22 protein-coding genes are annotated in these 22360 nt (G+C 32.0%); 9 read left to right on the top strand and 13 right to left on the bottom strand.

All coding sequences use genetic code 11. From position 1 onward, the window contains the following. Positions 1-74 precede the first annotated feature (74 nt). Complete coding sequence (gene sfsA, locus ACY3JJ_RS01105) at positions 75-731, top strand: DNA/RNA nuclease SfsA (protein ID WP_463091972.1); 657 nt, start codon at positions 75-77, stop codon at positions 729-731. Further along, positions 718-1353 carry an N-glycosylase/DNA lyase gene (locus ACY3JJ_RS01100; RefSeq protein WP_463091971.1) on the top strand — a complete coding sequence of 212 codons (636 nt, stop codon included), beginning with the start codon at positions 718-720 and terminating at the stop codon, positions 1351-1353. Before sfsA ends, ACY3JJ_RS01100 begins: the two co-directional genes overlap by 14 nt. Before the next feature lies 1 nt (position 1354). On the opposite strand, the gene ACY3JJ_RS01095 is transcribed toward ACY3JJ_RS01100, so the two are convergent. Continuing rightward, complete coding sequence (locus ACY3JJ_RS01095; RefSeq protein WP_463091970.1) at positions 1355-2323, bottom strand: glycerophosphodiester phosphodiesterase; 969 nt, start codon at positions 2321-2323, stop codon at positions 1355-1357. Further along, positions 2304-3560 (bottom strand): SLC45 family MFS transporter, encoded by a 1257-nt coding sequence (locus tag ACY3JJ_RS01090; protein ID WP_463091969.1) that lies wholly within the window; start codon positions 3558-3560, stop codon positions 2304-2306. Before ACY3JJ_RS01090 ends, ACY3JJ_RS01095 begins: the two co-directional genes overlap by 20 nt. Before the next feature lie 88 nt (positions 3561-3648). On the opposite strand from ACY3JJ_RS01090, the gene ACY3JJ_RS01085 reads away from it, so the two are divergent. Further along, entirely contained in the window at positions 3649-5085 is a 1437-nt protein-coding gene (locus tag ACY3JJ_RS01085; protein ID WP_463091968.1) for a CehA/McbA family metallohydrolase, read from the top strand. A gap of 29 nt (positions 5086-5114) precedes the next feature. On the opposite strand, the gene ACY3JJ_RS01080 is transcribed toward ACY3JJ_RS01085, so the two are convergent. The 7 genes from ACY3JJ_RS01080 to ACY3JJ_RS01050 form a co-directional block, all read right to left on the bottom strand. Beyond that, entirely contained in the window at positions 5115-5945 is an 831-nt protein-coding gene (locus ACY3JJ_RS01080) for an SDR family oxidoreductase (RefSeq protein WP_463091967.1), read from the bottom strand. Positions 5946-5957: 12 nt separating this feature from the next. Then, positions 5958-7370, bottom strand: a complete 1413-nt coding sequence (gene gndA, locus ACY3JJ_RS01075) for an NADP-dependent phosphogluconate dehydrogenase (RefSeq protein WP_463091966.1) — start codon at positions 7368-7370, stop codon at positions 5958-5960. Between the two features lies 1 nt (position 7371). Continuing rightward, positions 7372-8874, bottom strand: coding sequence for a gluconokinase (locus ACY3JJ_RS01070; protein ID WP_463091965.1), 1503 nt, complete (start codon positions 8872-8874; stop codon positions 7372-7374). Next, positions 8859-9866, bottom strand: a complete 1008-nt coding sequence (locus tag ACY3JJ_RS01065; protein ID WP_463091964.1) for a D-isomer specific 2-hydroxyacid dehydrogenase family protein — start codon at positions 9864-9866, stop codon at positions 8859-8861. The genes ACY3JJ_RS01070 and ACY3JJ_RS01065 overlap by 16 nt, the downstream gene beginning before the upstream one ends. Beyond that, positions 9859-11328: a tagaturonate epimerase family protein gene (locus ACY3JJ_RS01060; protein WP_463091963.1), complete on the bottom strand. Its 1470-nt coding sequence runs from the start codon at positions 11326-11328 to the stop codon at positions 9859-9861. The genes ACY3JJ_RS01065 and ACY3JJ_RS01060 overlap by 8 nt, the downstream gene beginning before the upstream one ends. 91 nt (positions 11329-11419) lie before the next feature. Continuing rightward, positions 11420-11950: a chromate transporter gene (locus ACY3JJ_RS01055; RefSeq protein WP_463082947.1), complete on the bottom strand. Its 531-nt coding sequence runs from the start codon at positions 11948-11950 to the stop codon at positions 11420-11422. Then, positions 11929-12459, bottom strand: a complete 531-nt coding sequence (locus ACY3JJ_RS01050) for a chromate transporter (RefSeq protein ID WP_463091962.1) — start codon at positions 12457-12459, stop codon at positions 11929-11931. The genes ACY3JJ_RS01055 and ACY3JJ_RS01050 overlap by 22 nt, the downstream gene beginning before the upstream one ends. Positions 12460-12550: 91 nt before the next feature. Between ACY3JJ_RS01050 and ACY3JJ_RS01045 the strand changes: the two genes are divergently transcribed. Then, positions 12551-13573, top strand: a complete 1023-nt coding sequence (locus ACY3JJ_RS01045; RefSeq protein ID WP_463091961.1) for a hypothetical protein — start codon at positions 12551-12553, stop codon at positions 13571-13573. Position 13574: 1 nt separating this feature from the next. After that, positions 13575-14336, top strand: coding sequence for a hypothetical protein (locus ACY3JJ_RS01040; RefSeq protein WP_463082944.1), 762 nt, complete (start codon positions 13575-13577; stop codon positions 14334-14336). 41 nt (positions 14337-14377) lie between these two features. On the opposite strand, the gene ACY3JJ_RS01035 is transcribed toward ACY3JJ_RS01040, so the two are convergent. After that, on the bottom strand, positions 14378-15718 hold the full coding sequence (locus ACY3JJ_RS01035) for a glutamine synthetase family protein (RefSeq protein WP_463091960.1): 1341 nt from the start codon (positions 15716-15718) through the stop codon (positions 14378-14380). 210 nt (positions 15719-15928) lie between these two features. Here ACY3JJ_RS01035 and ACY3JJ_RS01030 point away from each other — a divergent pair, with 210 nt between their 5' ends. The 3 genes from ACY3JJ_RS01030 to ACY3JJ_RS01020 all read left to right on the top strand — a co-directional run bounded on the left by ACY3JJ_RS01030 (position 15929) and on the right by ACY3JJ_RS01020 (position 17660). Then, complete coding sequence (locus tag ACY3JJ_RS01030) at positions 15929-16327, top strand: hypothetical protein (RefSeq protein ID WP_463091959.1); 399 nt, start codon at positions 15929-15931, stop codon at positions 16325-16327. A 435-nt stretch (positions 16328-16762) separates the two neighbouring features. Next, positions 16763-16897, top strand: coding sequence for a hypothetical protein (locus ACY3JJ_RS01025; RefSeq protein ID WP_463091958.1), 135 nt, complete (start codon positions 16763-16765; stop codon positions 16895-16897). 310 nt (positions 16898-17207) lie between these two features. Further along, positions 17208-17660, top strand: coding sequence for an Hsp20/alpha crystallin family protein (locus ACY3JJ_RS01020; protein WP_463082940.1), 453 nt, complete (start codon positions 17208-17210; stop codon positions 17658-17660). Positions 17661-17711: 51 nt separating this feature from the next. Here ACY3JJ_RS01020 and ACY3JJ_RS01015 read toward each other — a convergent pair whose 3' ends face one another. Genes ACY3JJ_RS01015 through ACY3JJ_RS01005 form a run of 3 tightly spaced genes read right to left on the bottom strand, consistent with a single transcriptional unit; the run spans position 17712 to position 21291 of the window. Continuing rightward, positions 17712-19031, bottom strand: coding sequence for a TldD/PmbA family protein (locus tag ACY3JJ_RS01015; RefSeq protein ID WP_463091957.1), 1320 nt, complete (start codon positions 19029-19031; stop codon positions 17712-17714). Continuing rightward, positions 19031-20464, bottom strand: coding sequence for a TldD/PmbA family protein (locus ACY3JJ_RS01010; RefSeq protein WP_463092610.1), 1434 nt, complete (start codon positions 20462-20464; stop codon positions 19031-19033). Before ACY3JJ_RS01010 ends, ACY3JJ_RS01015 begins: the two co-directional genes overlap by 1 nt. A 17-nt stretch (positions 20465-20481) precedes the next feature. Then, positions 20482-21291, bottom strand: a complete 810-nt coding sequence (locus ACY3JJ_RS01005) for a histidinol-phosphatase (RefSeq protein WP_463091956.1) — start codon at positions 21289-21291, stop codon at positions 20482-20484. A gap of 115 nt (positions 21292-21406) precedes the next feature. Here ACY3JJ_RS01005 and ACY3JJ_RS01000 point away from each other — a divergent pair, with 115 nt between their 5' ends. Continuing rightward, a complete protein-coding gene (locus ACY3JJ_RS01000; protein WP_463082937.1) occupies positions 21407-22333 on the top strand; it encodes a hypothetical protein in 927 nt (308 codons plus the stop codon). Positions 22334-22360 lie beyond the last annotated feature (27 nt).

Here is a 22360-nt window from a genome sequence, read left to right as displayed (position 1 = left end):
TAAATAATAACCTGTTCTATTTTGGGAGAAAGGAAATATATTCCTTTCTCCCTTTTATGTTATAATTCATTAATATGAGACTTCCCCCTTTAGAATCAGCAGAAGTTATAAGAAGAGAAAAGAGATTCAGGTTATTTATAAAGTATGATGGAAAAGAAGTACTTTCATATCTTCCCAATCCTGGGAGACTTGAAAATATAATTTATCCTTCATCTGTGGTTTATATATCTAAGAAAGAAGGAGAAAAAAGAAAAACATCTTTTGAGGCTGTTCTTGGGGTAGAGAATGAAAATCTTGTTTCTTTAAATGCATCCTTAGCCAATCGTATATTTGAAGAAAATCTATATAGATTTCCTGTAAAGGTCAAGGAATTAAGAAGAGAGTTTACATATCATGGTAAAAGATATGATTTTCTAATAAATAATAAAATACTTGTAGAGGTAAAATCAGTTACATTAGTAAAAGATCATATAGGATTATTCCCAGATGCACCAACTGTGAGAGGAGCAAGGCATTTGGAATATATGGCGGATTGGATTTTTGAAAAATGGGTAGTGTTTGTGGTACAAAGGGAAGATGCTAAGTTAGTAAAACCAAATAAAGATCTTGATATGGATTTCTTTCTATCAGCTAAACTTTTAAAGGAAAGAGGAGGAATATTTTTCGCCTTTACTTGTAATATAGATCTTGATGAGATAAGTTTTAAGGAATTTATAGATGTGGAAGTATAGATCAGCAGTAGAAAAGATAAAAAGTATAGAAGAAGAGGCTTATCCTCTTGTTGAGAAAAGAATAAAGGAATTTGAAAATTTAGGAAAATATGGAACTGAACTTGATCTTTTTTCAGAGCTTTCCTTTTGTGTACTTACTGCCAATTGGTCTGCTCAAGGAGGTATAAAGGCCCAAAATTATATAGGAAAATTAAACTTTGCAAGACTTTCAGAAAATGAGTTAGCAGAGAAGTTAAAAGAAGTAGGCCATAGATATCCTTTAATGAGAGCTCGGTATATTGTGGAAAATCGTAAGCTTATTGGAAGCTTAAGAGATCTTTTTAATCTACCTGAGAAAGAAGCAAGAAGGATTTTGGTAAAAGAGGCAAAAGGAATAGGTTGGAAGGAAGCAAGTCATTTTTTAAGAAATATTGGCAAATTGGATGTGGCAATTCTTGACAAACACATTTTGAGATTTCTTTTTAATGAAGGAATAATCAGGGAGATTCCAAAAGCTTGGACAGAAAAAAGGTACGAAGAAATAGAAATGAAATTTAAAGAGCTCTCCTTTTTACTCAATAAAGTCTCAGGAGAGTTGGATCTCTATATATGGTACCTATTAAAGGGGAGAGTAGATAAATAATCTATACTAAGAAATTTCTTATATCTTTCAAGGTAAATATTACTTCACCTACTTCTCTTACCCGAATCTTTATCTTTGGATTTTCTTCTATTGCTTCTATCTCAAAATTGACCCTTTCTCCTATATTCCATACAAAAGGTATTTCTTTATTTATCTTTATATTTCCACCTTCTATACTTAGTTCCTCTATATGTAGGGGAATAATATAGTTAACTGCTTCAAAACTTATTAGTTTGTTTCCTTTTTTAACAGTATCCTTATCAATCATTTGAAGAAAATAGGATAAATATGGACTGTTAAATACCATTTCTTTCCCTCCTTTAATACCTTCTAAAATTCTGTCAGGAAAATCTGTTATGATAGCGAAGGTATCTCGTTCTTTAAAATATTTTGCTTTTTCTTCATCATTTACAGTCCAAGGTATGGTAACCTTAAAGTAATTCCTGTAATCATCTGTAACATAGTTGTAATTTGGTTTTAAAAAATCTGCAATTTGGAAATACTTTTCTAATTCTTCAGATCTTGGTTCATGCACATAAAGAAGTCCTATTTTTACATTTTCCTGAAGCTTTAAAGCGTAAAGTCCCTTGTGCCAAAAAGAAGATATCACATAATTTTCTAAGGAAAAATTCTTAACCATTTTGTATGTATCTATAAAATCCTCAGGGTTTTTTACTTCTATATCTACAAATTTGTTTTTACTTTTAACAAAATCTAATACCTCTGATAGGGTTGGTATCTTTTCTCCTTGAATATTTATCCTTTTTATGTTTTCAAAGCTTGTTCTTCTTATGTTTAGATCTATTCCTGTAAGTCTTTTAAGATTTTCGTCATGAGAGATTACAAGAATTCCATCTTCTGTTTTTTGTACATCAAGTTCTATACCGTCTGCTATTTTTAATGCTTCTTCAAAAGCCCTCATAGTATTTTCTGGATAATATGCACAGCCCCTATGTCCTAAAATTAACATCTGCTTTTTTCTCCTTTACTTCTAAAATCGAGATTAGGGCAAGTATGGCAAAAAAGGCAGAAAAAGGAAATATGATAAATCGCGTTTTAAATATATCGGCTAAAAAGCCAGCTAATGGGGGAGAAATAATACTAGCAAGTTGGGAAGAAAAATAATAAAAACCGGTATAGGTACCCTGAAGTTGTAAAGAAGCAAAATCTAAAACCATAGGTAGAGAGTTTATATTTATTAATGCCCAAGATATTCCTCCAATTATAAAGAGATATCTTATTATATTCATGTTTTTCAAAATAATCAGTCCCATTAAGGTTACAATCATGCCCAATATCCCCAAAAGAATAGCCTTTTTTCTACCAATCTTTTTGCCAATGAAACCTGATGGAATGGAAAATATCATAAAGGATAAGGATAAAATTCCCAAATTTGTTTTGGCAAGGGTTTCTCCTACAGATGGGTCAAAACCAGATTCTAATGCCATATACACAGAATAGAAGGTTTCTATTGCATTAAAACTTATAAACCAGAATAAAATAGCTATTAGTAAAAATATAAGATTTTTATCCCCTATATTTAGAAGGTTTTTAAAGGATTCATTCCAGGAGACCTTTTCTGAAGATTTTAAAACTATGGAATCTTTATGTTCTTTTACAAAGATAAGTAAGATTAAAACAGCTATAATCTGTATAATTCCAACGATAAGGAAACCTAAGGAGCGATTTTCAGCGGATATTCTCCCAACAAAAAAGTAGGCAATAAGAGCTCCTAATCCCCCCATAAAATTTATAATCCCATTGGCAGGAGATCTTTCCTCAGGAGGTACCAGATCAGGCATTAAAGATATTACAGGACCTCTTCCTATTCCTTGTGCAATATTCATTAAGAAAATTACAAGAATGGTCAGAAGCAAGGAAGCGGTATTTATTCCCCATACAAGAGGAATCCAAGGAATTAGGGCAAATAATATAGCTCCTAATGGAAGAGAGCTTATAATATATGGCATCCTTTTACCAATTTTAGTAACGGTTCTATCGGATAATGCCCCTATTAATGGTATAAGTAAGACAGCAAGAATATTATCAAGATTCATTATCCATCCTACAACAAAGCTTGAAAGCTTATAGGTTTTCTGAAGTATGATGGGAATGTCAGAGTTATAAATAGCCCATAGGAGAGAAATGGATAGGAATCCAAAACCAAGAAGAAAAATTTTAAAATAACTCATCTCTTTATTACTCATTAATTACCTCCCATCTCTCAATATAAAGTATTTTAACATAAAAGTATTTAAGGTATAATACCATTCATAAAGGGGGATATATGAGGGTATGAGTAATGAATTTCATTTTAATATAGAGCTTTATCCTGAAGACTCTAAGAAGCTTATCCCTATAGATATAGAAATCCCTGATGGAATAAGAGAGATTGTAATAAAAGGAATTTTAGAACCAGAAAGTATATCCTATGAGGAATCTAAAAGGCCTATTATTGATGCTCTTAAGAAATATGTATCACAAGGATTTGAACCATTAGATGTAAAGAATAATCAGATTTTAGAAAAAATATGGAGAGAGTTTTCTCCTTTAAAGAACATAGTTAATTTGAGGATTATTGATTCAGAGGGGAAATTTAGAGGTACTGGTGATAATAGATTTACGAAAGGTATTCCGATTAAGATAGGAGTAGAGGAAAGTACCCTTGGTTGTGTTACAGGTGAGATTCCCCCAGGAGAGTGGAAATTAATATTAGAAGTAAAGCAGATTTTAAAAAGATGTATATTAAATATAGTGGTCTTTTTGAATAGGGAGAACACTACAAAAATAGCTGATCCTATTCTTCCTTATACTTCTGTTTTGCGTGAATGGGAAAGTAAAGAGGGTTGGGTAAAAGGTGATTTTCATCTTCATTCTAACCATAGTGATGGAGATCTTTCTATAGAAGAGCTTATTAAATTTAGCATTAAAAGGGGTTTGGATTTTATTTTCTTAACTGATCATAATAAAATTTCAGGATATCACACTATAGAAGATGAAGGGTACCCTATATTTGGAGGCATAGAGTTTACCACTTTTTGGGGACACTTTTTAGGACTTGGGATCTATGATTATATCTCTTGGGATCTTGTAAATCCTGATGTGGGGATAAGGAGATTAGCTGAGAAGGTACATTATCAAGAGGGAATCTTCTGTATTGCCCATCCTTTTACCTTATCTTATCCTATATGTCCTGGTTGTAGATGTGAAATATCTATAGATTATGATTACGTGGATGCCATGGAGGTATGGACAGGTGCCTTTAGTCTTAGAAAATTTGAAATAACCGAGGGAATAAAAGAATGGAGAAGGGTTTTAAAAGAGGGATATAAAGTTACGGCTATTGGAAGTTCTGATATGCATAAAATAGAAGATATAAGAGATGATACTCCTGTAAGTTATGTTTATGTAGATAGTCTTACCCTTGAAAATGTTATAAGGAGTGTAAGGGAAGGTAAAGTATATGTTACTTCTGGACCTAAAGTAGAATTCTATATGAATGATAAAAATATAGGTGAGACTTTAAGAATGGATGATGATATAATTTTGAAATACTCTTGTGAAGAGGAAGCTGATGTGAAGATTATATACAACGGAGAAGAATTTATTAAGATACCTAAAACAAAGAAAGGAGCTTTTCAAATAAGATTTGAGGATAAAGGTTACGTGTATTTAGAATTTTGGCAGGGAAATAGACTTCTTGCCTTTACAAACCCTATATATTTAATATAAAGAGAGGAGCGCCTTTGCTCCTCTCTTTTTTATACGCCTGAAAAAGCATTAAATCCACCATCAATTGGGATTATTGCACCTGTTACAAAAGAACTGGCTGGAGAAGCAAGCCAAATAATTGTGCCAATTAGTTCTTCAGGCTCTCCAAATCTTCCCATTGGTGTATGATCTATTACTGCTTTTCCACGGGGAGTTAAAGATCCATCTTCATTTAGAAGTAAATATCTGTTTTGATTTGTAATAAGGAAGCCTGGGGCTATAGCATTAACTCTGATCTTAGGAGAAAATTCTTTTGCTACATATACTGCAAGCCACTGAGTAAAGTTTGCAACTGCTGCTTTTGCAGCTGAATATCCTACTACCCTTGTAAGAGGTCTAAAAGAGGACATGGAAGCAAAGTTTATAATTACTCCACCATCTGGATTTTCTAACATCATCTTGCCAAAGACTTGACTTGGAATTATAGCTCCTGCAAATAGGTTTATGTTTACAACTTTTTGTATTGATTCTACTGGAAGATCCCAAAAAGTTACCTTATCAGATGTAACTGCTTCTGGTATATTTCCTCCTGCAGCATTAAGAAGAATATCTACTCTTCCAAAGATGCTTTTTACTTTTTCGGCTACTTCCTCCACATTCCTTTTATCTAAGGCATTCATTTCGTATCCTTCTGCAGTAATTCCCATACTTCTTAATTTCTCAACCTGATTCATAAGAGCTTGTTCATTGATATCTGTAAGTACAATTTTAGCTCCTGCTTTTCCTAAACCCTCAGATATGGCAGAGGCTAATATACCTCCACCCCCTGTGAAAAAGGCTACTTTATCTTTTATATTGAAAAGCTCTTCCACATAACCCATTTTATTCACCTCCTACTCTAATTTTTCCCATTCAGTATGGAAGATGCCTTCTTTATCTGTTCGTTCATAGGTATGGGCTCCGAAGAAATCTCTTTGAGCTTGAATAAGGTTGGCAGGAAGATTCTCAGAAGATAAAGCATAATAGTAGTCAAGAGTAGAATTTAGAGCAAGGAGAGGAATAGATAGAGATCTTCCAATTTGAGATATTCTTTTTACTGAGGAAATTTTATCTTTTATAAAATCTATGGCCAAAGGAGATAGTAATAGATTAGCATTAGCAGGATTTTCTTTTATTATTTCCCTTAAGAAATTTAAGATTTTTGCTCTAATTATACAGCCCCCCTTCCATATTCTAAGCACCTCAGAGAGATCTATTTCGTATCCAAAGGTTTTTGAAGCTTCGTCAATTAGCCAAAGACCTTGAGAAAAGGATATAAATATTCCAAAAAGTAAGGTTTTTTCTAAATCTTTTATAACCTCTGTTTTATTTAAATCTATATTCTCCATCTCTTTATAGGCTATTTGAGATAGTTTTACTCTAACTTCTTTAAAATGAGAGATGATTCTTCCTTCTACAGCAAGATTTAAGGTGGGGGTTGGTATACCTAAATCTAAAGCAGTTTGAGCTGTCCATTTTCCAGTACCTTTTTGCTCAGCTTTGTCCAGTATAAGCTCAACCAAAGGTCTTCCTGTTTCTGGATCTTTGTATCTCATAATCTTATAGGAGATTTCCATAAGAAATGAGTTAAGTTCTCCTTTATTCCATTCCTCAAAAAGGACACCTATTTCTTCTGATGTCATCTTTAATCCTTTTCTCATAATATCGTAAACTTCAGAAATGATCTGCATAATTGCATATTCAATTCCATTATGGACCATTTTTACAAAATGACCTGCTGAATCATGTCCTACATATGTACAGCATGGACCATCTTCAGTTTTTGCTGCTATTTTGAGAAGCATTTCCTCTACTAAACTATAGGCTTCTTTTGTCCCACCAGGCATTAAAGAGGGACCATATAAAGCTCCATACTCTCCTCCTGAAACCCCCATACCTAAAAATAGAATATTTTTTCCTCTTAATTCTTGGAGTCTTCTTGAAGAATCTTTATAATGAGAGTTACCTCCATCTATAATAAGATCTCCTGGTTCTAAATAAGGAAGAAGTTCATTTATAACATCGTCTACTGGTTTTCCTGCCTTTACCATAAGAATTATTTTCCTTGGTTTTTCTATTCCTTCTACAAAACTTTTTATGTCATAATATGGAGAAATTTTTTCATCTTTTACTCTGTTTTTTATAAATTCCTCTGTTTTATCAAGTGTTCTGTTATAAACAGCCACAGTATATCCTTTTCTTGCTATGTTTAAAGCAAGGTTTTGTCCCATTACAGCAAGCCCTATAAGCCCCACAAAACTTTTCATTTTAAGAACCTCCCTTTTTTAATTGAGTATGGATTGAAAAAGCTTCTTTTAAATTTTTTGTAAGATATACAAAAAAGTCAAATCTTTTCTTATAATATTCAACCTTTTCTTCCTCTGGTTTATAAATCTTTTTGATTCTTACCATTTTTTCAGTAGCTGATCTATATGAAGGATATTCTCCTATTATTGTGAAACCTAAGATAGCTGAACCTAAAAGAGCAGGTTCAGCAGTATCAACTACAGCTACATCCATACCCATTATGTTTGAAAGAGTCTGCATCCAGGTATCTGATCTTGCTCCACCCCCACCAGCCCTTACTTCTTTTATCTCTATTCCTAATTCTTTTAAGGTTTCGTATAGCATCCTTATAATATAGGATACTCCTTCCATACCTGCCTTTATTACATGGGCTTTATTGTGATGGGGACGAAGTCCAAATAAAACACCTGAGGCTATGCTTCCTATGTCTGGATTTCTTTCTCCTGTAAGATAAGGAAGGAAGAAGAGGTCATCAGAATCAACATCTTTTGTCATATTAGTTTGCTCCTCATAACTCATATTAAACATATTGTCTCTAAACCATTTTAGAATAATTCCTGCATTGTTTATTCCTCCACCTGGAAACCACTTATTATCAAAGAAATAAGGTACTTGTATTCTCATTTTTTCTGGGTTATCAAAGATAGCCTTAGGATATGGTACTCTAAACATGGCGGTAGTACCAATATTTATTATTCCTATTCCATCTCCAGCTAATGCGCCTATACCTGTACCTACAGCACCACCATCATAAAGTCCTACTCCTAAAAGTACATCTCCTTTTAGACCAAGAAAATCTAAGGTCTCTTTGGGGAGTTTACCTAATATTTTATCTCCTGGTACTACAGTGGGAAGGTTTTCCTCTTTTATACCTAAAAAATCTAAGACATAAGGATCCCAGTTTAGGGTATGAATATTTAGAAGCTGAGTTGAGGAATCTATACTTGGTTCTGTATAGGCTTCTCCTAAGAGTTTATATATGAGAAATGATTTAGAACCTAAATAATATTTAGCAGAATCAAAAATTTCCCTATATTTCTTTTTTAACCAATATATTCTTACAAAAGGATAATAAAGAAGAGGGGGACAACCAGTCCTTTTATATATCTCCTTAAAATCTACCTCTTTTAAAAGTTCATCAAAGATTTCTCTGGATCGGGTATCAAGGAGAGTTATTATTCCTGTAAGAGGCTTTTTGTTTTTATTAAGTGGTAGAAGACCAAACATATAGGAAGAGGTCATTAAGATACTAATTCTTTCTTCAAAACCTTTTACTATTTCTCTCACAACTTCTACAAATGTATTAAATATGGTCTCTGGATTATGCTCTGCCTTTCCTAAAGCATCCTTTTCTAAAGGTAATTCTTTTTGTATAAGGGCTAAAATCCTACCTTCCTTATCAATAATTCCACTTTTTATATTTGTAGTTCCTAAATCTACTGCTAAAACTAAATCTTTCTCCATGGCAATTTCTCCAATACATCTTTATTTATGATTTCATCGGGAATTTCTTTATTGACTATTTTTTCTACATCTAAAACTACTTTGTCTCCCATACCTTTTAAGCACTCATATGTATATGCAGCAATATGGGGTGTTACTACTACATTATCCATATGTAAGAGAGGATTTTGAGGATCTGGTGGTTCGTCCTTCATTACATCCAGGCCTACTCCTGCAACTTTTCCTGATTTTATAGCTTTAATCAATGCTTCTTCATCCATTAATTCTCCTCTTGCTGTATTTACTATAATTACTCCATTTTTCATCATATTAAATTCTTTCTCTGATATCATATACCTACTTTTTTCATTTAAAGAGGCATTAAGAGAGATAATATCTGATCTACTTAATAATTCTTCAAGGGATACTGGCTCTATCCCAATTTGTTTTAATTTTTCATCTGGGATATTGGGGTCATAAGCTATTACTTTTGCATTAAAACCATTTTTAAGGATTTCTCCTACCCTACTTCCAATATTTCCATATCCTATAATTCCTACAGTCTTATCTTTAATTTCCCAACCTATAAAGTTGGCCCTTTCTTCCCATTTACCTTCTCTTGCTTTTAGAGATGCTTCTCTTATTTTCCTCATTACCGCCATTAATAAGGCAATAGCTGTTTCTGCTACAGCTTCTCTTTCTACTACTCCTGGTACTTTAGTTACGATTACTCCCTTCTCTGTAGCAGTTTTTATATCAATGTTGTTATAACCTATACCATGGCGCGTTATAAGCAGGGTTTCATCTTTATATTCAAAGAATTCTCTATCATAAAATGGGGTCACACTTGCTATAATAATATTAAATCCCATAAGTTTTTCTGCCAATTCCTTACCATGCATATCGCCAGGAAGGGTGAATCTTTCTATGTTACCTATCTTTTTGAGTCTTTCTATATGTTCAGGAAAATATTTACCAAAACTACTTGAATTAACGATGGCTATTTTATACATTTTTTCCCTCCTCAAAAAGTTCCTGAAGATGTCTTTTTATATTTTCATATACAAATTTATAATGATCTTCCTCATATTTATCTAATATGGAATATATCTCTTCCCTCTTCTCCTCCAAGAGAGTTCCATATGATATATGGAAAAGTTGTCTTACTTCTTTTTTGGAAAGAAAAGCTAATAGATCTTCTTTTATTTCCTTTGGAAAATCTTCCTTCTTAATATTTACTTTATAGGCTTTTTTGCTTTCTTCTAAACTTTCAAGAGCAATGTTATATAGCTCTAAGAATAAATCTGGCTTAAATTTGGCTATTACTTTAACTGCCTCAAGCCAACTGGTACCTGATGTCTTGATATGGAAATTTTCCTGAGTAATTTTATAAAAGATCTTATAAATACTGAATTTATCGCTTCCTGAATGTAGACTTAATCTATATCCTTCCAAGTTTTTAGCTAATGTATAATGTTTTATAAGAGATTCTTCAAACTCTTTTATATTGCCTTGATAATCAATTCCTTTTTGAAATTCTCCTGGAAATTTAGGAGCAAGACTCTTAAAGTCAATTCCCTTTTGATGTAGGTATTCAACCACAAATACATGATCTTCTGGAGTGGTATCCCTTTCTCCTTCATCAATGGAAATCTCTATATCAAATTCAGTTAGTTTACTTCTTAGGATATCATATACCATTTCTATAAAGGGCATAGCATTTTCGTAAATAATAGCAGATTTGCAAAGTTCATCATAAGAAAGTTCAAAGTAGTGATCTTCAGAGATCTTTACTTTTCTACTAGCATATTTTTCAATTATCCTTTTTGAGATACACGATATTTTTTCAAATTTTTCTTTTAATTCTTTTTGAGAAAGGGAGGATATTTTTTGTATCAGATCACTTATATCTAAGGTATACATAGTGTATCCAGCGTCTATTGCTTCTAAAAGATATTTTTCATCTTTTATGTGATCTGCATCTACACCATATTCTCCTTGATAATTTGCTTCCAAAATTCCTAATACACTTTTAAGCAGTACATCTTTAAAATCTCTATGGGTTTTGATAAGTTCTCTCGGAGATTGTTGGGCAACTATAGGGAAAAGATTATATTCTTTTAGGGCAGAAATTTGAGCTGAGGTTACTAATCCTAATCTATCTCCAGTACCAAAGGAAGTTTTTCTTTTACATATGGAAGGAGATATTTTTATAAAATTATTAATTTTTTTGTAATTGTCAAAATTCAATGGATATAGATTTACATAAAGGTTAAGTTCTTCTATCTTTTTATTCTCAGGAAAATAAGGATCTTGTAGGTAGAAAGAATTAGAATCTGTCAAAAAACCAACCCTTTTTTCCTTGTTTGTTTTTGCTACAAAAATATAAAAACTTTCATTAATTCTTCTTAAAGAGGAAGGATATACAATGATTGAAAGAGATTTTAAAAAATCTTCTAAAAGGTTGGTTGTCATCTTATATGCCCTCCAATTTTTTCATAATTATTAAAAAATAAGCTATATTTTGATTAAATTCTACCATATTTTTACGTACTATACAATAAATCTATTTAAAGAATAAATATAAGATTTCACCTATAATTCCAGAAACAAGCAAGATTCTTGTTAAACTCCATTTTGCCTTATACCCTAAAAATAATGAGATAAAAAATAGAAGTATGCTAAAAGGATCAGATATAGAGTCTTTTAATATACTATAAGTCCCAGACATAATAAGGGCAAAGGTGAGAGGTGAGAGGAGAGAAAGATATAGATCTACTTTTTCTTTTCCAATATTATGGACAAAATAAGATGCCAGATACACTAAGATAAAGGGTGCTAACACAGAGCTAAAAGTTGCCACTAAGCTACCCAATATTCCCCCCATTTTATAACCTATAAAAGTTGCTGCATTTAGGGCAAGAGGACCTGGCGTTACTTGAGATATAGCAACCACATCTATGAATTGAAGGTTAGTAAGCCATTTTGTCTCTTCTACAACTAAATGCCTTATTAGGGCAATGATAGCATATCCACCCCCAAAACCAAAAAGACCTATTTTAAAAAAGACTTTTGCTAATTCTTGAAGTATACCCATAAGATTATTACTATAAGAGATGGAATGATTATATAAATAGGATTGATTTTAAATACAATCAAAATTAATGATAGAAAAAGAAAAGAAAGAAAGCGTAGAGTATTCCACTTTCTTTTTTTGAAAATTTCAAATACTGCAAGAACCATAGCAGAGGCAATGGCAGGTCTTAAACCATAAAAGAATCCTTGTACTATTTTTAATTTTTGAAAATTTAAAAAGAAGATAGCTATGACAAGAATAGATACAAAGGAGGGTATAACTACAGCTAACGCAGATATGATAGCTCCTTTTATTTTTCCTAATTTATATCCTACAGAAACAGCAAGATTAAAGGCTATAGGACCTGGAAAAAGTTGAGCTAGGGTAAGGGTTTTTATAAATTCTTCTTCATCCATATAATTTCTTCTCTTAACAATCTCCTCTAAGAATAGGGGGATCATTACATATCCACCGCCTAAGGTTAACCATCCAATTTTTAAGAATATAAAAAAAAGATCTGTAATTTTCATGGTTAAATATTATATTACACATCTTATTCTGTGGTAAAATATATTAAAGATTAAATAAACACTAAAATTCTTAATTTAAGGGGGCATAGAAATGAAATTTCCAAAAGGAAAGCCTATATACGAGGATACGCCTTCAGCACTAATTAATGTAAAAGAACTTGTAGCGTGGATTCATATGGAAAATTTTAATGGGGTATTAGAGGGAAAAGTTGGAGATATTACTACTCAAATACTTATTACAGATGGTGATCCTCGAAAGGCATTTACCTATACTGATAGTACAATTTTGGTTCAAGATGATGAAGCTATTGAGACTTTTGTTACTGATGCTATGATGAGGGTTTCCTCAATATCTTTATATGTTCTTGAAGATGAAATTATAAAAAGTTTACTTATTAGATTATTTATTAATCCTGTTTTAAGTGGTGATGCTAAGATATTTGATTCTATGGGTATGATAGAAAAACTTATGGAAAGGGAGCAGATAGGGCATATCTTTTTAGATTTTAATACTGAAAAACTTCACTTTCTCTTTTATGATGGGAGATATTTAGGATATTATTCAGAGAAAGATGGTAAGATGCGTCAAGATGAGGATAAGATAAATCTCATAAATTATTTAAATAGTAAATCAGGATTTTTGATGCTTCACATTGTCTCTCTAAAAGATTTTAAAAATTTAAAACTTCCCTCTTTAAGATTTGGTGAGATCGAGAGAAATACAGAATTTATAGCTGAAATTCTTACTTCTTTTCTGAATTATTTGGTCAGAGCCTATACGGGAATTGGAATTTATCCTGAAAAGATAAGGAAAATTATAGAGAGGATATATAATGAAAATGAGGGATTGTGGAAAGATATTTTAAATATAAACAATGGTGAATTCTTACTAAGTAATAACCCCAATGTGAGCTGGTATGAATTAGTTAGCAATTTTGTAATATTGATAAAAAAAATAAATTCAGAGGTTTCAAAACTTTGGGGAAAGAAAATGTCAGATCAAAAATACATAGATGTTTATAGAGAGTTTTATGAAAGTATAAAAAGTAGTCCAGAGATGTCTCAAGTATTTTCATATTTGAATCCTGAAAATCTTGAGAGGGTAGGAGGGTGATATGAAAGACAAAGTGAGACTGGTAGAGATTTTGTTCTTTATAGGGCTTCTTCTTGTTATTCTCTTTTCGACTATTCCCTTATTTAACATTAATATTCCTGAAAATATTTATAATATGGTTTATCTTTTTGTGGAATTTTTAGCTTTTGTTGTGGCTTTATTATTCTTCTTTAAGATTGATAGGAAACAGAAATTGTGGTTTGGTTGGCTTTTTATCCTTTTAGGTTTTTTTATCTATCTTTTAAGTGATTTTCTCGATATAATTTTTAAATTTGAAAATGCTCAAATGTTAAAGCTTTTGTCATTTATACTAAATTTTGTTGCCCTTTTACTTTTTATTATATTCCTAAGCAGTTCTTTAAGGGTAAGATTGAGCTTTAACGAGAATTTTCTTCTTGTAATTAATGCGATTCTCCTCTTTATCTTGATTTTGCAGGTAGGTATATTACCTACTCTACTTAATAGCACAATGCTTCTCGAAGATAAAATTATTAATATATTGTTTTTAATAGGAGACTATATGCTACTTGTTGTTTTTATGATTCTCTTTCTAACTATTACTACTAATTTCTGGGGTGGAGAGATCGCTAAAAATTATTACCTTTTAACTTTAAGTATTGCTCTTCTTTCGGTTGCTAATTTGATATTTTCATATATACTTAGTTCCTATGAACTTTTTAAAATAAATAGGATAATCTATTTAGGAGGGTATATGGTTATAGCCTACTCTATAGTAAAGGAAGGAGTGCTTCATGAAGCATGATTATACGCATATTAAAAGGAGGGAGAATTCTCCCTCCCTTTTTATAGTATTGGTAGATAGGTTTCTAACTCGTAGGTAGTCACTTGTCTTCTGTAATTATCCCATTCAATCTTCTTATTCTCTATAAAGTTTGTAAATACATGATCCCCCAATGTTTTTCTTACTAGCTCACTTTTTTCAGTTATTTCTATGGCTTCAATCAGGCTTCCAGGAAGACTCTCTATTCCTCTTTTTCTTCTTTCCTCTTCTGTCATATGATAAACATTTTCTTCTACAGGATCTGGAAGAGGATATTTCTTTTCTATTCCTTCAAGTCCTGCGGCTAACATTACAGCAAAGGCGAGATAAGGATTACAAGCTGGATCAGGAGCTCTATATTCAATTCTTGTAGCTTCTTCCTTTCCAGGTTTATACATGGGTACTCTAATAAGATCAGACCTATTTCTCATAGCCCAAGATATATAAACTGGTGCTTCATAACCAGGTACTAACCTTTTATAAGAATTCACCCATTGGTTGGTGATTAATGTAATTTCTTTTGCATGTTTTAAAAGACCAGCAATAAAATGTTTGGCAATTGGGGATAAATGGTATGGATCGTTATGCTCAAAAAAGGCATTTTTTCCATCTTTAAATAAGCTCATGTGAACATGCATACCTGAGCCATTTTGTCCAAAAAGAGGTTTGGGCATAAATGTTGCGTATACTCCATTTAGATAGGCTACTTCCTTTATTGCTAATCTTGCGGTCATAACTGTATCTGCCATTGTGAGAGCATCGGAATATCTAAAATCAATTTCATGTTGAGAGGGAGCTACTTCATGATGATTATATTCAACTGTAATACCCATTTCTTCAAGTATTTTAACGGTTTGATTTCTTAAGTCTATAGCTTCATCCCTTGGTATTAAATCAAAATAACCTCCCCAATCTAATACCTCAAGGGGTGGGTTTGGAGATTTGAAATAGAAAAATTCTAATTCAGGACCAACATAGTAAGTAAATCCCATATCTTTTGCTTTCTTTAGCATCTTTTTAAGTACATTTCTTGGATCTCCGTCAAAGAGTTTTCCATTTGGTTCTACTATTGTGGCAAACATTCTTGCTACTTTTATCTCTTTTTGTCTCCAGGGAAGAATTGTAAAAGTTTCTGGTTCTGGAAAAGCAATCATATCACTCTCATCAATTCTTGTAAATCCTCTAACAGATGAGCCATCAAATCCCAATCCTTCTTCAAAGGCTTTCTCAAGTTCGTGGGCTGTTATAGTGAAACTTTTAAGATATCCCAATACATCTGCAAACCAAATCTCCACAAAATAAATGTCATTGTCTTTGATATACTTTAAAACTTCTTCTTTAGTTTTAGGAAAGCTGTTTGTCATTTTTTCCCTCCTTCTAAGATTTATTTACCAAAATTCCTTCATACGTAATTTATTATATGAAATAATATCACATACCACCCTTTCTAATAGTTAATAGAATTTTAAAATTTTTGTAATTATTATCAAAAGTATGTCAATGTTTGATCTTTAGTATGTTATATAGTAAAGAAATGCCTTTTAATTAAAATTCTTGAAAAAATTAATAGGTTGATGTATAAAGATATGTTATGGAGAAAAAAATTTAGTAATAAACTAAATAATGTTAATCTTGAGATTTTGGGGTTAATCTTATCTACCTTCAGTTATATTTTTCAATTACCATATGCTATCTATTTATCCATAGGTTTAAAGGTCAAAGAAGCATTGAGAAATATCTTTTCTGATAAATTGGATAAGGTTCTTATTTTAGGATTTATTCTATCAGGATTTGTTAGCTCTTTAATCTCGGGGAGAAAATTAGAAGCCTTATTGGTCTCCTTTATACCTATTATATTTCTTTGGTTTTATACGTTAGGTAAATATAGAATATTATATCCCCAAAAAGTTATAGATTCTATTTTTAAGGGCAGTTTTTTTGGGTTTAATCTTAACTTTATCTTATGCATTTAAAATTTCTATCCACATTGATAATTTTGGGGTTGTAGGTGGGAATTTTAGTAGGGGACTAGTTTTAGGTGTAGGTGAACAAGGGCTTTCCTTATTCTTGAATTTGGCATTATGGCTGGATTGGGAATTTTAATAAAAGATGGTTTTAAATTGAAAAAATCTTGTTTATTTATTGTTTTGTTTCTTAGGACTTTTTATTACCCAAACGAGAGGAGCCTTTTTAGGGCTTATATTTGGTTTTTTATTTTTGTTTTTTTCAAAGAGTTTTTTTATTTTCTTAAGAAATACTGGTAAATATTTTGGGTTATTCTTTTGATAATTTTTATAAGATTTAACCTTTTTATTCCAAATCTTAAGTATATGTTTTTGCATGTCTTTTCAAAAGGGAGCGAAAGTTCTATTTATGAAAGACTATACATATATAAAGGGATAATAAGAATGGTTAGGGATAATTTATGGTTTGCTGTAGGGCCTGGATGTTTTTTATATTATTTTCCTAAGTATGCTTTAAAAGATGAGCCTAATATTAAAAAGGAAATTTTAGAAATTCTAAGACATGCAGTAACCCCTTGAACAAATTTATAAGGGAATAAGAAGGGATTTTAACCTCGAGAAGAGAATAATCTTATCTATATTAATGGCATATTTTGGACATGTGCTTGTTGACGATTTATTCTCTATACATATTCTTCTTTTAATTGGGATATTACGAAACTATGGTATTCATAGCCATAAGTAATAGGATTTTCTATAACACCAACTCTCCTTTCCATATCTTCTATTTACCCTACATTCTTCAGACTCCTTGACAAAAATTTTTATGGATATATAATATATATAGAAAAAGTTAATATATATCAAAATCTAATGAGGAGGTGAGACTATGTTAAGAAGATATTGGGATCCCTTTGAGGAAATAAGACATCTTCAAAGAGAAATGGATAGATTGTTCTCCGAATTTTTTGGAGAACCAGGAATTGTTGAGGAAAGAAGAGGGAGCTTTACCCCTGCTATAGATATGTATGAGACCAACGAGAATATAGTATTAAAAGTTGAACTCCCTGGCTTCAAACCAGAGGATGTAGATATTAGCGTAACAGAAGATAGTGTAGTTATCCAGGGAGAAACTAAAGAAGAGGAAGAAGTAAAGAAGGAGAACTTTTATAGAAAAGAAAGAAGGCTTGGAAGGATCTATAGAAGAATAGATCTACCAAAGCCTGTACTACCTGATAAGAGTGAGGCTGTATATAAGAACGGAGTACTTACCTTAACATTACCAAAGGCTAAACCTGAAAAGATTGAAGGAATAAAAATTAAGATTAAAGAAGAAAAGTAATTAATAAGACATTAGTGAGGGGAGAGAGAAAAATCTCTCCCCTATATTTTTTTAAAATTCTGTTTTTCCAGTAAAATTAAATTCTAAAACCTTAATTGCAGGTACTCTTGCAAAACCTATATTGGGTACTAAATAGGTTTCTTTTGAGATCTCTTCTACATTACTAAGGACTTCAATAAAACTTTGGGTAAATCTTAAATTTTTAAGGGGTTTTGTAATTTTTCCATTCTCTATGAGAAATGTACCATCTCTTGTCATCCCAGTTGCCAAAACTCTAATAGGATCTAAGAAGGCATTGACATAATGAAATCTTGTAACGAGTATTCCTTTTTCAGTTTCAGATATAATTTTGCTTAATGGTTTTTCTCCTGCAACAAAGAAAAGATTAAAAGGTAATGGATAGGTAGATGGTGGAGGAAGGGCATGTCCTGTAGAGTTCTTTCCTTCTTTTACTGCGGTTGCAGTGTCATATACAGGTCCCATTACTATACCATTTTTAATAAGATCTACGTGTTTTTTAGGCACTCCTTCAAAATCTATAGGAAATATTATTCCGTTAGGATCGTAGCCATTATCATAGATAGTTATATTATCTTTAAATATTTTTTGTCCTTGATATAAGGATATAAAAGATCTTTTTTCTTGTACTGCTTTAGCTGAAAAACCAAAATAGGCTATTTGTTCTAAAAGTTCCCCTACTGCTAAAGGCTCAAGGATCACAGTATAAATTCCTGGATCTATTTCTTGAGGATTTTTGCTATCTATACATTTTTGAAGGGCTCTTTCCGATAGGGATTCATAGTCTATACTATCTACATCTTTCCCTATTTCTTCTTGGTATCCAGATCCATCCCCCATATACATAACCTTACCATGAGAATAGGCGTAAGTACCATATGATTCTAAACCTTTTGAGTTTACTACTGCTATTTCTCCTATTTCTTCTGATATTGCTCCAAAAGTATTTAAATTATGTTTTTCAGCTTTGTCTATAAGTTTTTTAACAATGTCTGCTCTTTTTTCTGGTGAGGGATCAAAAGTCTTTTTCTCATAACTTGGGATAGGTTCTGGATCTGGCAGATATAATTCTTCTGTATCAGGTTGACTTTTTAGTAAAGTATCCAAATCTTTGATAAGATTTTCTAAACTTTTTCCTTCTAAATTACTGGTAGATATAGCAACCTTCTTATTTCCCTCACCTACTCTTATATATAGGTTTAAATTTTCTTCAGCTACATTTTGATGGATAATATTATTGGCATATCTTGTTAATTCTTGGGAATTTATATGTAAACATACTTCTTTTCTTTCATAGGGTAGCTTTTTAATTAAATCTTTAAGAAAACTTAATGCTCTATCTTCTCCCCACATTATTTACCACCTACCTTTACTTTACGAAATCTTGCAGGAGATACACCATGTCCAACTCTGGCTACTTGCATAGGTTCTCCCTTTCCACAATTTGGTACTCCCCAGACTCTCCAAGATTTTTCATCAGCTATAGCATCACAACTTCTCCAAAATTCATAGGTAATACCTGTATAATATGGATTTTTATAAATCTTACCTATCTTTCCATCTTTTATTTCATAAGCTATTTCGCACCCAAAATGGAAATTTAATCTTTTATCATCTATCGACCAATTTTTATTTACTGCCATGTAAACTCCTTCTTCTGTGGAGGCTATTAAGTCCTCAAAAGGTATATTTCCGGGAAGAAGATTAATATTTGTCATTCTTATAATAGGAATTCTATTCCATCCATCCGCTCTCATAGTACCGTTTGATTTTTCTCCTAATATGGTTGCTGTTTCTCTTGAAGTTAAGTATCCTACAAAAATACCATCTTTCACTAAATAACTTCTTTGGGCAGGTATTCCTTCATCATCATATCCAAAACTTCCCAGACCATAAGGATGAGTAGCGTCGGCTACAATATTTACAATCTCTGATCCATATTGGAAGTTGCCTCTTTTTTCTAAGGTTAGAAAGCTTGTTCCTGCAAAACTTGCTTCCATCCCTAATACTCTATCAAGTTCTGTTGGGTGTCCACAAGATTCATGTACCTGTAATGCTAATTGGGTTCCATCTAAAATAAGAGTAGTTACCATTTCGGGTAAGGGTTCGGCGGAAAGGAGGCTAACTGCTTCTTTTGCTATTTTTTCTGCATGTCTAACCAGGTCCAAATCTTCAATAAATTCCCATCCCCCTTTTCTAAAATCACCTCCAAAAGAATTAGGATAGGATCTTCTTTGTATGTCGCTTCCTTCGATTGCATAGGCAGTAATTCCACCACCACTTTCTAATATACTCTGCTCTATTTCTGTTCCTTCGCTACTTAAGAAAACCTTATCTTCTCTAAAAAATGATAGAGAAGATTCTGTAAGGGTGATGCCTTTAACTTCTCTCATAGTTTTATCAGCTGTAAAAAGTAGATCCAATTTTTTTTCAAAAGGTACTAAAAATGGATCTATTTGGTAGCTATTGCTCCATTTGGCCTTTATGATTTCTGCAGGAGCTAAAGTTACCCTTTTTTTATTGGTTTTGGCACTTGCTTTTGCTATTATTAGGGCTTTTTCTGCTACTTTCTTGTATTGGGAGAAGTCAAAGGAAGATGCAAACCCCCATGCTCCATTATAGAGTACTCTTATTCCATATCCGTAGGTTTCGTTTTTTACTGCTGTTTCTAAAATTCCATTTTTAACTTCAATCTCCTCTTTGAGTCTTTTTACAATTCTTACATCTGCGTAATCTACGCCAAGACGAGAAAGGTAATTTAATATTTCTTTCCCGGTTTCAATCAAATTTCTCACTCCTTTCATCATAGATCTATTAAAATTTTTTTTCTTTTCTCAAAGATAGATATTTTTTTAAAACCTAAATCTTTTGCAATCTGGTAAGCTTTTTCTATATCTCTTCCTGCATCTTCTGGGGTATGGGAATCAGCTCCGAAGGTTAGAGGTATATTATATGAAGATATAATTTTTAAAAATTCAGGGGATGGATACAATTCTTTGACTGGTTTTCTCCAGCCAGCAGTATTTAGTTCTAATGACATTTGAGAACTTATAATTACTTTTGAAATCCTTTCATATATGGATGAGATATTCTTAGGAATTCTTCCACCCCAAAGTTTTACAAGATCTAAATGGGCAATTACGTCATAAAGATTACTTTTTATCATCTTTTCTACTTTATCAAAATAATCCTCAAAAATTTCTTCTATATCCTTTTCAGTCCATCTTGGATCGCTGGGATCTATATCAAATCCAAAACCGTGATCAATAAAATGTACCGATCCTAACACATAATCAAAAAAATTATATTCTTCAAGAAGTTCTTTTATCTCTTTTTCTTTTTCAGGGAAGTAATCCATCTCAACTCCTACCTTGATCTTGTATTTCTCTTTTAAAAAAGTGGTAAATTCTCGATATTCTTCTAAGTTACTATCACACCATGGGGCAGTAATAGGAATGTGATCATAAATAGGTCTAAATTCTTTAAATCTATGGCCATGTTCTGTTATGCCTATTTCTTGTATATTTTTCTTTTTCTCTTCTTCCCAAAATTTTAACCACCAATTTTCATCAAAAGGTCCTCTTTCAAGATGCATGTGGTAGTCGATCATCATTTTTTAATCTATTACCTCCAATCTTTTTTATTTTTTTACATAACATCTTTTATTTTATAACAATATATGTTAAACTTTCATTAGGGATTTTTTTTAATTTAGGTGGGGGAAGACTATGAAAGAGTTTATGTATCTTTTAGAAAAAGTGAAGCCTGAGTTTGAGAACCTACCTGCTGCTCTATTAAATGCGGAGAGATTTATTAAAAAGTTGAGAAAGGAAAACTCAACAGGAGTAATTCTCTACACTGATGAGGAGTACAAAGGAGCAATTTTTGTTTATGAAGGGAAGGCATTTTTTGCAAAGGTACAAAACAATAGAGCTATGGAGGGAATAGAGGCAGTAGATTTTATTATGAGGCAGATTCAGCAGGGATTTGGTAAAATTACCTACTACCCTACTGATAAAGTTCTTATACTTGTTCTTTCTGCTGTATATGTGGGAAATCCTCTATATATAGATCTAGATGCTAATACTATAATTCCTGCAAAGTTTTTCTCTGCTCTACAAAATAGGGAATTTAGTGGTGTGGTTTTATACCGAAGTGCAGAAGAAATCAAGTTTTGGATATTTAAAAAAGGGAAGCCTACAAATCCACCTCCTGTAATTTTACCTCCTTATGGATTTATAAGCGTCTATTCTCTTGATACTATTGAAGTTAAAGATTATTTAGAGCTTTGGGAAGAGGAAGCCAGAAAGAAGATTATAGAGTTTTCAGAAAAATTACTTTCTGCTATAGCAAGAACTTTGGCAGAAAAATGGGGACAAAATACTGCAGAACTTATGCTTATTCCATTGGAGAGTTATCAGGGGCCATTAAGTATTAAATTTGATAGAAAGACCTGGAATTGTAAAATAGAATCTAACGAGGAGCTTTATTTCCTTGCAAAAGAGATAGAAAGGGTTTATGCAAGACTTCTAAGGGCAATAAGAGAAAGAGAAGAAAGAGTTGCAGAGAACTTAGAGCTTTACACTTTTAATTTATTACAAGAAGAAAATGTACTTTGGCCCCCAACAGAAGAAAATATATTTAGAAGAGATTAATCAAAAAATAAAATAAGGGGGGAAGAT

Source organism: Dictyoglomus sp. DH, from assembly GCF_055181375.1.
Note: the sequence above shows the minus strand (reverse complement) of the source record. Positions and strands in the feature narration are given on the sequence as shown.

Excerpts from the sequence above, each read along its gene's own strand:
- ACY3JJ_RS01000 (WP_463082937.1), top strand. The coding sequence starts at position 21,407 with ATGAAAGAGTTTATGTATCTTTTAGAAAAAGTGAAGCCTGAGTTTGAG.
- ACY3JJ_RS01085 (WP_463091968.1), top strand. The coding sequence starts at position 3,649 with ATGAGTAATGAATTTCATTTTAATATAGAGCTTTATCCTGAAGACTCT.
- ACY3JJ_RS01040 (WP_463082944.1), top strand. The coding sequence starts at position 13,575 with ATGAAAGACAAAGTGAGACTGGTAGAGATTTTGTTCTTTATAGGGCTT.
- ACY3JJ_RS01055 (WP_463082947.1), bottom strand. The coding sequence starts at position 11,950 with ATGGGTATACTTCAAGAATTAGCAAAAGTCTTTTTTAAAATAGGTCTT.
- ACY3JJ_RS01100 (WP_463091971.1), top strand. The coding sequence starts at position 718 with ATGTGGAAGTATAGATCAGCAGTAGAAAAGATAAAAAGTATAGAAGAA.
- ACY3JJ_RS01050 (WP_463091962.1), bottom strand. The coding sequence starts at position 12,459 with ATGAAAATTACAGATCTTTTTTTTATATTCTTAAAAATTGGATGGTTA.
- ACY3JJ_RS01065 (WP_463091964.1), bottom strand. The coding sequence starts at position 9,866 with ATGTATAAAATAGCCATCGTTAATTCAAGTAGTTTTGGTAAATATTTT.
- ACY3JJ_RS01045 (WP_463091961.1), top strand. The coding sequence starts at position 12,551 with ATGAAATTTCCAAAAGGAAAGCCTATATACGAGGATACGCCTTCAGCA.
- ACY3JJ_RS01095 (WP_463091970.1), bottom strand. The coding sequence starts at position 2,323 with ATGTTAATTTTAGGACATAGGGGCTGTGCATATTATCCAGAAAATACT.
- ACY3JJ_RS01015 (WP_463091957.1), bottom strand. The coding sequence starts at position 19,031 with ATGTGGGGAGAAGATAGAGCATTAAGTTTTCTTAAAGATTTAATTAAA.
- ACY3JJ_RS01070 (WP_463091965.1), bottom strand. The coding sequence starts at position 8,874 with ATGGAGAAAGATTTAGTTTTAGCAGTAGATTTAGGAACTACAAATATA.
- gndA (WP_463091966.1), bottom strand. The coding sequence starts at position 7,370 with ATGAAAAGTTTTGTGGGGCTTATAGGGCTTGCTGTAATGGGACAAAAC.
- ACY3JJ_RS01025 (WP_463091958.1), top strand. The coding sequence starts at position 16,763 with ATGGTTAGGGATAATTTATGGTTTGCTGTAGGGCCTGGATGTTTTTTA.
- ACY3JJ_RS01090 (WP_463091969.1), bottom strand. The coding sequence starts at position 3,560 with ATGAGTAATAAAGAGATGAGTTATTTTAAAATTTTTCTTCTTGGTTTT.
- ACY3JJ_RS01035 (WP_463091960.1), bottom strand. The coding sequence starts at position 15,718 with ATGACAAACAGCTTTCCTAAAACTAAAGAAGAAGTTTTAAAGTATATC.
- ACY3JJ_RS01005 (WP_463091956.1), bottom strand. The coding sequence starts at position 21,291 with ATGATGATCGACTACCACATGCATCTTGAAAGAGGACCTTTTGATGAA.
- sfsA (WP_463091972.1), top strand. The coding sequence starts at position 75 with ATGAGACTTCCCCCTTTAGAATCAGCAGAAGTTATAAGAAGAGAAAAG.
- ACY3JJ_RS01080 (WP_463091967.1), bottom strand. The coding sequence starts at position 5,945 with ATGGGTTATGTGGAAGAGCTTTTCAATATAAAAGATAAAGTAGCCTTT.
- ACY3JJ_RS01030 (WP_463091959.1), top strand. The coding sequence starts at position 15,929 with ATGTATAAAGATATGTTATGGAGAAAAAAATTTAGTAATAAACTAAAT.
- ACY3JJ_RS01020 (WP_463082940.1), top strand. The coding sequence starts at position 17,208 with ATGTTAAGAAGATATTGGGATCCCTTTGAGGAAATAAGACATCTTCAA.
- ACY3JJ_RS01060 (WP_463091963.1), bottom strand. The coding sequence starts at position 11,328 with ATGACAACCAACCTTTTAGAAGATTTTTTAAAATCTCTTTCAATCATT.